The organism is Pseudoalteromonas piscicida, from assembly GCF_002208135.1.
GTDB classification, from domain to species: domain Bacteria; phylum Pseudomonadota; class Gammaproteobacteria; order Enterobacterales; family Alteromonadaceae; genus Pseudoalteromonas; species Pseudoalteromonas piscicida_A.
Genome location: NZ_CP021646.1, coordinates 2,261,892 through 2,273,859, shown reverse-complemented (window position 1 = coordinate 2,273,859; position 11,968 = coordinate 2,261,892). Strand labels below are relative to the sequence as shown.

Sequence of the window (11,968 nt, the reverse complement as noted above, 5' to 3'; positions counted from 1 at the left end):
ACTCAAGTAACTTATTGTTAGCAATCTTATAATTTCACTTTATGTAAATTAATTGCAATGAAATATGCTTTTTTATTCATTATTACAATCACTTAGTTTATTTGAAAACGAATGTAAACGATAACGATACATGAAAAAAGTAACCTGAAAGGATTCCTTTTCTTTGCCAAAAAGCCAGTGCTAGCGATTTTTTTATAAATTATTTATATCTCTCTTAACTTGATAACCTTCTTCAGTAACAATTTGCTCAAGTATTGCCACTCTTGCTTTTAATGCAGTAATCTCTGAGTGTAGCTCATCGTGCACCTTTGCTTTTTGTGCATCTATTTTTTTAGATTCTAAGCGGCGTTTATAAATCTCACTGATTATTCCGCTACCAACACAGATAAGCACAATTAGAAAAACCATCGTAGTGCCAGACATAAAGCATGTACTCCTTTTTATTAATAAGTGATACCAAGACAAATTTATTGTAGTGTAGATAAGCGACAATAAAAAATGGCACCATGATTTACCATCATGATGCCATTAAGCCATTTTTAAAGTGAACTGACAATTGTCAGTTAGCACTCAATGATATTTACCGCCAATCCACCGCGTGCGGTTTCTTTGTACTTGGTTTTCATATCGTTGCCGGTATCAAGCATGGTCTTAATCACTTTATCTAGTGATACTTTTTGATCGCCCGTACCGCGCAAAGCGAGACGAGATGCGTTAATGGCTTTAATAGAACCCATTGCATTACGCTCAATGCACGGAACTTGCACAAGCCCACCGACTGGGTCGCAGGTTAGGCCTAGATTATGCTCCATGCCAATTTCAGCGGCGTTCTCAACATGTACTACGTTACCACCCATGATTTCGGTTAGCGCGCCAGCAGCCATTGAACACGCAACACCTACTTCACCTTGGCACCCAACTTCAGCGCCAGAAATAGAGGCATTCTTCTTATATAAGATCCCAATCGCCGCCGCGGTAAGTAGATAACGTGTGGCAATCTCTATATCCACTTCTTTGATAAAAGTGTGGTAGTACATTAACACAGCTGGAAGAATACCGGCTGCACCATTGGTTGGTGCGGTCACTACGCGGCCGCCCGCTGCATTTTCTTCATTAACTGCCAGTGCAAACAGATCCACCCAATCCATTGCGCGTAGCGGATCTTGGTGCGTTTCTACACTGAGCTTTAAATACAGGCTAGGTGCACGACGACGAACTTTCAAACCGCCTGGTAAAATACCTTCGGTTTTCATACCACGTTCAATACAAGCTTTCATTACCTGCCAGATGTGGAATAGCGTCTCTTTGATTTCAGATTCTTTACGTAATGTTTTCTCGTTGGCCATCATTAACGAAGAGACACTGAGTCCTGACTCTTTACACATTTCCAGTAGCTCAGCGGCTGAGTTGAATGGATAAGGAGCTGGGTTTTCTGTTCTGATATCTAGCGCGGCTTGCTTTTCAGCTTCAAAATTCTGATCGGTAACGATAAAGCCACCACCAATCGAATAGTAAATTTGGCTATGAGCAAGCTCTTCGCCTTTGTACGCTTTAATTTCCATTGCATTGGAGTGCTTAGGCAGCGTTTTGCGACGGTGAAAAACAATCGCGCCTTGCTTAGGAAACTTTACTTTATATCGCTTGTCGAGATAGATAACTTGTTCATTTTCTATGGTTTCTAATATCTCTGGTACGAGATCTGCGTCTATAGTCTCAGGGTCGTAACCCGCAAGCCCTAAAATAACAGCCTTGCCAGAACCATGGCCAATACCTGTTTGGCCTAAAGAACCGAACAGTTCCACTTTCACCGAAGTGATATCATCAACGATGCCTTGTGCCTGAAGGTCTTGTACGAATAACCTAGAAGCACGCATTGGTCCCACGGTATGAGAGGAAGAAGGGCCAATACCGATACTAAACATATCGAATGCACTGATCATAAATTTTACTCACATTGCCTTTAAAACGGACGCCATCATAACGTGTCTATTTAGGGAAGTAACCCATAATCGGCAAAAGTATATGCCAGTTTCTAACTAAGCGTGATAGAAAGGTAACTAATCCGCAAGGTGGAGAGGGATTTTAAAAAAGGTCTTACCAGTGAAGGGCTAAAATAGGGCGGTAAATTGTTTTACGATTTTTGCCGTTGCGCCCCACAGCAAACCATGAGGCGTCATAAATCCGTCGAGTGATACTGGTTTGCCTTTATTGGTAAAATGGAAGGATTGCCAATTCTTGGCTGCGCTTAATTGGTTTAATGGCACCGTGAAGGTATGTTGCACCTCGTCGCTTTGGTTCACCCAAGTTGCATCTTGTTGTACGGAAGCAACAACGGGGGTGATTTGGTAGCCGGTTAGCGTTTGCATAAAAGGTAATATGCCTAGCACTTGGGACTCTGAGATTGTCAGACCTATTTCTTCTTCGGTCTCGCGCAGTGCGGTGTTGATGATATTACTATCTTGTTGTTCGACTTTGCCGCCGGGAAAGCAAATTTGACTGGGGTGGCTCAGTAATTCGCTGCTGCGTTTACAAAACAACAGGTGCGCATGAGCGTTTACATCAACAATAGGAATAAGCACCGCACTTTGCTTTAAGGTATGTAGTGTGGTTGGCGTTTGCGCCATGATAGGCGACAACATAAATTGCGATATAACTTGATCAATCTTCATTTAATACCGGAAGGATTTTATTCACTTTGTGGTAAGTCTCTTCAAATTCTAACTGTACTTGAGAGTCTTTGACTATACCACCACCTGCCCAGCAATGTATCTTATTTTGATGACAAACTAGCGTTCTGATGGTGATCGAAGTATCCATGTTACCACAGGCGCTGAGATAGCCGATTGAACCGCAGTAAACGCTGCGTCTGTGTGGCTCTAGCTCTTCGATTATCTCCATGGCGCGGATCTTAGGTGCTCCTGTTATAGAGCCGCCAGGGAAGGCGGCTTCAAGCTGATCAACCGCGCATTTTCCTTGCGCCAATGTAGACGTTACCGTGCTTACTAGATGGTGAACTGCAGGAAAACTCTCGATTGCGAAAAGCGATGGAACCGCAACGGAACCAGGCTCTGCGACCTTACCTAAGTCATTACGTAGTAGATCTACTATCATGACATTCTCGGCTCGGTCCTTGCTGCTATTTTTCAGTTTTTCAGCTTGCGCTTTATCGGCGTCAGTATTTGGTAACCTTGGCAGGGTGCCTTTAATCGGTTTAGTTTCTACAATGCCGTTTTTTACTTGGATAAAGCGCTCCGGCGACACGGAAACAATAGCACTGTCGCCTAAGTTAAAAAATGCTGAGAAAGGTGCACGGTTGTGGTTTCGCAGCTTTTTATACGCGAGCCACGGAGTTCCTTCAAAGCTTGCGCTGAATCGCTGTGCTAGGTTGATTTGATAACAGTCGCCACTTAATAGATAAGATTGAATTCGCTCAAAATTTTGCTCGTATTGTGCTCTCGTCATGTTTGACTGCCACTGTGATGTCAGTCTAAATGACTCAAAAATAGAGGTGTCGTCGAGCCGTTGTAAATACATGTCTAGCCTTTGTGTATCAGGTTGCGACACGTAAAACCAAGCCTTGAGTACCTTGTCATAAATCAACGCATCTGGATACAAGCCAACACAGGCATCGGGTAGCTTAATATCGTGTTCTGCAAAGTGTGGTATGTGCTCAATATAACGGCCGAGATCATAGCCAAAATAACCAAGCCAGCCGCCATTGAAGGGTAAATCATGGGGGCAATATGATTACTAAATTGGGCAAGCTTATCTTTCATCACAGTGAAAACAGAATTACTCTGCAATTCTCCGTCTAAAAATACATTTCCGTCTTTAGCTTCAAGTAAATTAATTGGTGCAATCGCAATGATATCGTAGCGGCTATTGATATGCTCAGAATCACTGGAATCTAACAGAATAGCTTGATGTTCGTTCGCAAAGTGTTCAAATAATTCTAGTGCATTGTGTCTAATGTCTAATTTCGTACAGTTTATTCGCTCGTTTATCATTTACTTGACCTGCAAAGCTAGCCCCAAACGGGCGGGGAGGTTATCATAGTTACCTGCTATTCCATAGTTTAAGGTATTGAAATTGACTTTCTGATGCTGAATAACACCAATTGCCAGCGAAAGTTTCAATACCAAAAAATACCGTCGAAAATTGAGGAACCGTCATGAGTACAATCCGTCAGCAAGACTTTATTGATAGCATTGAAGATGCGCTTCAATATATCTCATTTTACCACCCACTTGATTTTGTCCAAGCATTAGAAAAAGCCTACGAAAAAGAAGAAAGTAAGGCCGCGAAAGATGCGATTGCACAGATCTTGATTAACTCACGCATGTCAGCAGAAGGTAAACGTCCACTGTGTCAAGACACGGGGATCGTAACCTGCTTCGTAAAAGTCGGTATGGACGTGAAGTGGGATAAAACTGATTTGACGGTGCAACAAATGGTAGATGAGGGAACTCGTCGTGCCTATACGAACCCAGACAACCCATTACGTGCGTCAATTGTGGCTGATCCGGCAGGTAGCCGTAAAAACACCAAAGATAATACGCCTTCGGTAGTGCACATTGACTTAGTACCTGGTGCTGAAGTTGAAGTGATGATTGCAGCAAAGGGGGGCGGCTCTGAAAACAAAACTAAAATGGTGATGCTAAACCCATCAGATGATGTTGCAGAGTGGGTAGAAAAGACATTACCTACAATGGGCGCTGGTTGGTGTCCCCCAGGCATGCTAGGCATAGGGATCGGTGGTACAGCAGAAAAAGCAGCTGTATTGGCAAAAGAATCTTTAATGGATCCTGTTGATATCCATGAGCTGATGGAACGTGGTGCCGAAACCGCAGAAGAAAAACTTCGTCTAGAAATCTTCGAACGTGCAAACAAGTTAGGCATTGGCGCACAAGGCCTTGGTGGTTTAACAACAGTCGTTGATGTAAAAATCAAAACGGCACCAACACACGCAGCGTCTAAGCCAGTGGTTATGATCCCTAACTGTGCAGCTACACGTCACGTACATTTCACGTTAGATGGTTCTGGCCCTGCAGAGCTAAAAGCACCAAAACTTGAAGATTGGCCAGAAGTGACTTGGGAAGTGGGCGAAGATACGCGTCGTGTAAATCTAGATACTTTGACCAAAGCAGATATCCAAGAATGGAAAATGGGGGAAACTGTGCTGCTTTCTGGCAAGATCTTAACTGGTCGAGATGCAGCGCATAAACGCCTACAAGAAATGATGAATTCTGGTCAAGGTTTGCCGGATGGTGTCGATTTCACTAATAAGTTTATCTATTACGTGGGTCCTGTAGACGCTGTGGGCGACGAAGTCGTTGGGCCAGCAGGTCCTACCACGTCTACACGTATGGATAAGTTTACTGATCTGATGTTAGAGAAAACGGGTCTGATCGGCATGATCGGTAAAGCTGAGCGCGGTCCAGCAACTGTTGAGTCAATCAAACAGAATAAAGCGGTATACCTTATGGCTGTAGGTGGTGCAGCATACTTGGTGGCTAAGGCAATTAAGAAATCACGTGTTGTGGCGTTTGAAGACTTAGGTATGGAAGCTATTTACGAGTTTGAAGTAGAGGACATGCCGGTGACGGTTGCCGTTGATAGCAATGGTGAGAATGCGCACACTCAAGGCCCTGCAATTTGGAAAGCACGAATTGAAGAGTTAGACAGCAAACTTAGCTAAGTTGTTTTGATGGAGAGTATATAGATACTTTCCGCTTAAATATTCGGCTTAGGGTGTTAAGTTAACGAGTTGATGTATTATTGAGGAGGCGTTCAGCCTCCTTTTTTGTACTGATATGTTTACAATGCTTATTTACCTTCCGTTTACGTAAACAGTAACTTCAGAAAAACTCAATAACTTAAATTAAAATTCCCAATTCGACTGTATTTCTGGCTTACTTACCTTTCTTTTGTTTTAATTTTGAATTAAATATTTGTATTTGCTTTAAATTGGGTTTATATCATCTCAATTTGTGGAATGGTGCTAGAGTTAGTGATAGAGTCTTGCCAATTTCAGCGCTATTTGCCCTTAGTGTGGTATTAAACGCAAAGTCACACCTAAGAGCTTACCCGTATGGGATAGATAATTTTTGGAGAAGAAGAAAGTGGCTGTATTTAACCAAGTTGAATTTGATAACCATGAACAAGTCGTATTCTGTTCAGACGAAGCATCAGGTCTTAAAGCGATTATCGCGGTACATAACACTAAGCTAGGTCCAGCTGTCGGCGGTTGTCGCCTATGGAATTATGCCTCTGACGAAGATGCGGTATATGATGTACTGCGTTTATCTAAAGGGATGACCTATAAGAATGCGGTTGCACGTCTACCATTTGGTGGTGGCAAATCAGTTATTATTGGGGATGCTAAGACAATCAAGTCGGAAGCGCTATTCAGAGCGTTTGGTAAGCATCTAGACCGCTTAGGTGGCAGCTACTACTCAGCTGAGGATGTGAACATCACAACCGGTGATGTGATGGTAATGCACAAAGAAACAAATTACGTAATGGGCCTTGAAGGAAAGAGCGGTAACCCTTCACCGTTTACTGCGTTAGGTACATTCCTTGGAATTAAAGCTGCTTACCAGCACAAATATGGTCACCAAGATTTAGCTGGTATCAAAGTTGCTGTGCAGGGGCTTGGTGCTGTTGCTTATACATTATGTAAACATCTTCATGAAGCTGGCGCTGAGCTATTTGTTACCGATATCAACGAAGACTCAGTACAAAGAGTGGTTAATGACTTTAATGCTACCGCTGTAGGTATTGACGAAATCTATGATTTAGATGTTGATGTGTATGCACCATGCGCATTAGGCGCAACGGTAAACGACGACACTATTCCACGTATCAAAGCCACGATTATTGCAGGATGTGCAAATAATCAGCTTGCAGAGTCTCGTCATGGTGAGATCATCCGTGAAAAAGGCATTTTGTACGCACCAGACTATGTGATTAACGCTGGTGGAATCATCAATGTCTACTATGAAACAAAGCCTGAAGGTTATGATGAAGCTGCAGCGACAAGACACGTTGAAGGTATCTATGACACGCTAACCGAAATCTTTAAGCGTTCTGAAGATGAGAAAGTTTCAACACATATAATTGCTGATAAATTAGCTCAAGAGATTATTGAAAACGGTCTATAATAACAGCGCCGTTTAATTACCAGAGAGGGGCAAACGCCCCTTTTTTTGTATGAAAAAGAAAATATCTCTTGATACTTGGCCCCGCCAAGAACACTTTTCCTTCTTCAATGATTTTGCCCAGCCTTATTTTACCGTTACCGTTAGCTTACAAATGGAAAGAGTGTACGAGATGAGTAAACGTAATGCAGTGCCTTTTTCTCTTAGTTGTCTGTACGCGCTACAGCTGGCATTACAAAGCTATACCCCCATTCGTTACCGTATTGAAGCGGGAGAGGTGGTTGAATATGATGCTGTAGAAATTAGCAGTGTCTTTCTGCGAGGGGATGAAACCTTCAGATTTGTAAGGCTTGCACCTGAAAGTGATTTCAACCGCTTTATCAGCGCCAATATTCATAGCAAAACAGAGCAACTAAGTGGACCGCTTGTCAGTGAACAATTTTTAATGGAAAGTCAGGTGCCAAATTGTGTTCATGTATCTATACTTCCATGGTTATCTTTTTCGAGTTTTGGTCATGCGAGGCATAGCAGAGATGACTTTGGCATCCCGAAATTTGTGTTCGGAAAATACAATAAAGCAGATGGTACGATGCCATTTTGTATTGAAGTCCACCACGCCTTAATGGATGGTCTACACGTCGCTGAATTCGTTCAAGTGCTGCAGGAAAAAATAGATCAAGCGATTTGGGATAGATAAACAAATTTTGCGTTAGTTCGCAGAAGATGAAATAATTTGCGTTCTGTGCAATGAAAAATCGAGCTTATGCTGCTGTTTTTATAGGTTATTCATGATTTCTATTTAGAATATCTATTCAATTTATTGGAATAAATCCGGTGTAAAATATTGTAAACAACGTATGCAAAAGGTTGGTTTTACAAGGGATGTGTATCTTTTGCTGTGTTTTTGATGTTAATTTTTTGTTTTGTATATAATTATTACTTATTTATTGACAAAAAATGTTTTCACAGTGAAGTTGACACATCGTGTTGCATTTAGCATTATTGGACAGTTGATATCTGTCAAATGATATCAGGGTTGCTCTCACGTTGGTGAGAGCGCGAAAATTATAAAAGTAACATTACTTAATTGGTTGGGAACTATGTCTGTTAAAATCAGAAAGAGCCTTGTAGCTACGGCGCTTTTAGGCGCGACAGCTTTTGCAAGCAGCAATGTGATTGCAGATCCTTTGAATGACATACAAAAAGTAGGTCAACAAACTCAAACGGCTGCTAAAAAGTCTCAAGAAAAGATTGATAACCTTTACGGTCAGTCTCAAGAAATGGTCGCGGAATATCGTGGTCTGGTTGAAGAAGCAGAACTGCTTAAAGTGTATAACGATCACGTTGCACGTCTTGTAGCAGATCAAAATGCAGGTATTGAGTCTCTTGAGCGTCAAATTGGTACTATTGACAAGACAAAACAGGACGTTGTGCCTTTGATGTATCGCATGATCGATACGCTTGAGCAATTCATCAAAGCGGACGTTCCGTTTAATCAAGATACACGTCTAGAGCGCGTTGAGAAACTTCGCAGCATCATGACTAACTCGTCTGTAACAACTTCTGAGAAGTTCCGTCAAGTTCTTGAAGCGTACACGATTGAAACTGACTACAGCACAACTATAGTTTCAAACCAAGGTTCTCTTGAACAAAACGGCAAAAACATCAATGTTGACTTCGCACGTCTTGGCCGTATCGCATACGTTGCTCAGTCGTTCGACCAAAAACATGCTTGGGTTTGGAACAACAACACTAGGCAGTGGGAACAACTTGGCGAAGAATACCTTAAGCCTGTTAAGAGCATGATCCGTATTGCACGTAAGCAAGCGGCTCCTGAACTTATCGATCTACCTATCTTTGGCGCGGAGTAATAAATGATGAAGAAACTATTTAAAGGTTTTGCAGTTGCTGCAGCGTTAACAGTTTCTGCTGGTGCCGCGCTAAATGCACACGCAAACACTGAAGCCTTAGACAAAATTCTAGAGCAGGTTAAACAAAACCGTATCTCTGAAGGCAAAATCAACAAACAACGTGAGCAAGAGTTTTTAAACGACCGTGCTGACAAACAAGCGTTGTTGAACAAAGCGAAGCGTGAACTTGCTGCTGAGAAAGCACGTGGTGAGCGTTTAAACGAACAATTCAAGCAAAATGAAATCACACTAGCTGAGAAAGAAGTTGAGCTAGAAAATGCCAAAGGTACACTTGGTGAAATGTTCGGTGTTGTACGTCGTTCAGCAGCTGACGCTATCGGTTCAATCGAAGCTTCACTAGTAAGTGCTGAAAAGCCAGGACGTGCTGAAGTGCTTCGTTCACTAGCTGAAGCAAAAGAGCTGCCAACTACTCGTGAGCTAGAAGACCTTTGGATTGCTTTCCAAACTGAAATGACCGAGTCAGCAAAAGTTTCTAAGTTTGAAGCCGAAGTTGCTGAGTTAAATGGTGACGTAAACGTTAAAGAAGTAACGCGTGTTGGTAACTTCAACCTATTAACTAAAGATGGTTACGTTATTTACGATGCTGAGAACAAGCAAATTGTTCCTCTTGGTAAACAACCTAGCGGAGAACTTGGTGGCGTTGAGCGTCTAATCGCTGCACCTGCTGATAAGTTCGTTATGGTTGCAGTTGACCCAACTCGTGGTTCATTACTACAACTTAATACTCAACGCGCAACGATGGAAGAGCGCTGGCACCAAGGTGACACGGTTGGTTACATCATTACTGCACTACTTATTTTAGGTGCATTGATTGCAATCGTTCGCATGCTAGACCTATTCATTGTTAGCGGTAAAATCAAAGCGCAAATCAAAAACGCGAATAACCCTAACACAAACAACCCACTTGGTCGTATCTTGAAAGTTTATCATGATAACAAAGATCAAGACGTTGAAAACCTAGAACTTAAGCTTGATGAAGCTATCCTACGTGAAACTCCACGTATCGAGATGGGTGTGAACATCATCAAGATCCTAGCGGCAATTGCACCACTACTAGGTCTACTAGGTACGGTTGTTGGTATGATTATGACATTCGAATCAATCACACTTTACGGTACTGGTGATCCGAAGATTATGGCAGGGAACATCTCTCTAGCGCTAGTAACTACAGCACTAGGTCTTATTGCAGCTCTACCTCTAATTCTACTTCACGCTGTTGTACACGGTCGTAGCAAAGCGGTTCTACATATCCTAGATGAGCAAAGCGCAGGTATTGTTGCTACTCACGCGGAGAAGGAGAAAGCCTAATGTTAGTCCTGATGGAGATATGGGAATCTATCAGGGATTTTGTTGCTACAGGCGGCGATGTATTATACGTGGTCGCGATAGCACTCTTTCTAATGTGGGTTTTAATGATTGAGCGCTATTGGTTCCTACTAGGCGAATTTCCTAAGCTACACAAGGATATCGTCGCTAAGTGGGACGCCCGCCAAGATACTACGTCTTGGTACGCACACAGAATCCGCGATGCTTGGATTTCTGAAGCGTCTGAAAAATTAGATGAGCGCATGTTGATTATCAAAACATTGGTTGCGATGTGTCCATTAATCGGTCTTTTAGGTACAGTGACAGGTATGATCACAGTATTTGAGACGATGGCTACTCAAGGTACGGGTAATGCACGATTAATGGCTTCAGGCATATCAATGGCTACGGTACCAACAATGGCTGGAATGGTTGCGGCACTATCAGGTGTTTTCTTTAGCACGCGTTTAGAAGCACGTGCAAAAATGGCTAAAGAGAAGCTAGTTGATAGCTTGCCTCATCACTAGAGAGAGATTGAACTATGGCACGTAAACAACGTTTTCGTGAAGAAGAAGATGCAGCAGTAGATATGACGCCGATGCTAGACATCGTATTCATCATGCTTATCTTCTTCATCGTAACCACTTCTTTTGTTAAAGAAGCTGGTATTGAGGTTAATAAGCCAAAAGCGGCACAAGCACAAAAGACTAAGAATGCAAACATCTTTATCGCAATCCGTGAAAATGGTGAGATTTGGATGGACAAGCGTCAAGTTGATGTTGAGCGTGTAAGTGCAAACCTTGAAAGTCTAATGGCTGAGCAGCCTACTGACGTGATTATTATTCAAGCCGATAAAGGTGCGAAACACGGCGTAGTTGTTCAGGTTATGGACCAGATTAAAGCGACAGGCGACAACTTGAAGATTTCAATAGCTGGAGATCAGTAATGATTCGACTTCTGTTTTCACTTCTAGCAGGTGGGGCAGTAACTCTCGGCTTGTTCTTTTTCATGTCATATCTTATCTCCGGAGGAGCGGATAGGGCAGATGTACAAAAGGAACAAATCGTAGTCGAGATTATGTCGAATCCGCCTGAATCGAAGGTGCAGCAGCGGAAGCGTGTCCCGCCTCCGCCGCCGCCACCACCTAAGCAGCCGCCAAAGCCGCAGCCGCCTCAGCCAGACATGGCTGATCCTTCTGCGGGTAACATCGGCTTTAACATGCCTAGTATTGACCTAGGTGGTACTGCAGGTGGTTTATCTGGACCTGGCGAGTTTGGCCGTGATGGTGATGCGACACCTATCGTTCGAATAGAGCCAAAATATCCACCTCAAGCCGCTCGTGATGGTAAAGAAGGTTGGGTACGTTTATCTTTCACAATCAATGAGCTAGGTGGAGTCGAAGATGTTGAAATTATCGATGCTGAACCAAAGCGTATCTTTGACCGTGAAGCAAAGCGTGCATTGCGTAAGTGGAAATACCGTCCTAAAGTTGTTGATGGTAAACCACAGAAGCAACCTGGCATCACAGTCCAGCTTGATTTCACATTGAACCAAGGTAATTAAGGAGGCAGG

Annotated in this window: 11 protein-coding genes and 1 pseudogene; 8 read left to right on the top strand and 4 right to left on the bottom strand. The window is 42.8% G+C overall.

Annotated features, from left to right (window positions below; genetic code table 11):
- Positions 1-192 precede the first annotated feature (192 nt).
- From B1L02_RS10620 to pabB, 4 genes and pseudogenes are all read right to left on the bottom strand, one after another.
- On the bottom strand, positions 193-423 hold the full coding sequence (locus B1L02_RS10620) for a hypothetical protein (protein ID WP_088530988.1): 231 nt from the start codon (positions 421-423) through the stop codon (positions 193-195).
- A gap of 140 nt (positions 424-563) precedes the next feature.
- Positions 564-1,940 carry an L-serine ammonia-lyase gene (locus B1L02_RS10615; protein ID WP_088530987.1) on the bottom strand — a complete coding sequence of 459 codons (1,377 nt, stop codon included), beginning with the start codon at positions 1,938-1,940 and terminating at the stop codon, positions 564-566.
- A gap of 168 nt (positions 1,941-2,108) precedes the next feature.
- Entirely contained in the window at positions 2,109-2,669 is a 561-nt protein-coding gene (locus B1L02_RS10610) for a CoA pyrophosphatase (protein WP_088530986.1), read from the bottom strand.
- Positions 2,659-4,007 (bottom strand): annotated as a pseudogene (pabB, locus tag B1L02_RS10605) (aminodeoxychorismate synthase component I). The gene B1L02_RS10610 and the pseudogene pabB overlap by 11 nt, the downstream one beginning before the upstream one ends.
- A 164-nt stretch (positions 4,008-4,171) precedes the next feature.
- Between pabB and B1L02_RS10600 the strand changes: the two are divergent.
- The 8 genes from B1L02_RS10600 (at position 4,172) to B1L02_RS10565 (ending at position 11,959) form a co-directional block, all read left to right on the top strand.
- Positions 4,172-5,698 (top strand): fumarate hydratase, encoded by a 1,527-nt coding sequence (locus B1L02_RS10600; RefSeq protein WP_088530985.1) that lies wholly within the window; start codon positions 4,172-4,174, stop codon positions 5,696-5,698.
- Between the two features lie 424 nt (positions 5,699-6,122).
- Entirely contained in the window at positions 6,123-7,163 is a 1,041-nt protein-coding gene (locus tag B1L02_RS10595) for a Leu/Phe/Val dehydrogenase (RefSeq protein ID WP_088530984.1), read from the top strand.
- 49 nt (positions 7,164-7,212) lie between these two features.
- Entirely contained in the window at positions 7,213-7,857 is a 645-nt protein-coding gene (locus B1L02_RS10590) for a CatA-like O-acetyltransferase (protein WP_088530983.1), read from the top strand.
- 403 nt (positions 7,858-8,260) lie between these two features.
- Entirely contained in the window at positions 8,261-9,031 is a 771-nt protein-coding gene (locus B1L02_RS10585; RefSeq protein WP_088530982.1) for a DUF3450 domain-containing protein, read from the top strand.
- Between the two features lie 6 nt (positions 9,032-9,037).
- Positions 9,038-10,399, top strand: a complete 1,362-nt coding sequence (locus B1L02_RS10580; RefSeq protein ID WP_088532269.1) for a MotA/TolQ/ExbB proton channel family protein — start codon at positions 9,038-9,040, stop codon at positions 10,397-10,399.
- On the top strand, positions 10,399-10,923 hold the full coding sequence (locus B1L02_RS10575; protein ID WP_017218012.1) for a MotA/TolQ/ExbB proton channel family protein: 525 nt from the start codon (positions 10,399-10,401) through the stop codon (positions 10,921-10,923). The genes B1L02_RS10580 and B1L02_RS10575 overlap by 1 nt, the downstream gene beginning before the upstream one ends.
- Before the next feature lie 14 nt (positions 10,924-10,937).
- On the top strand, positions 10,938-11,342 hold the full coding sequence (locus tag B1L02_RS10570; protein WP_010369015.1) for an ExbD/TolR family protein: 405 nt from the start codon (positions 10,938-10,940) through the stop codon (positions 11,340-11,342).
- Positions 11,342-11,959, top strand: a complete 618-nt coding sequence (locus tag B1L02_RS10565) for an energy transducer TonB (RefSeq protein WP_088530981.1) — start codon at positions 11,342-11,344, stop codon at positions 11,957-11,959. The genes B1L02_RS10570 and B1L02_RS10565 overlap by 1 nt, the downstream gene beginning before the upstream one ends.
- Positions 11,960-11,968 lie beyond the last annotated feature (9 nt).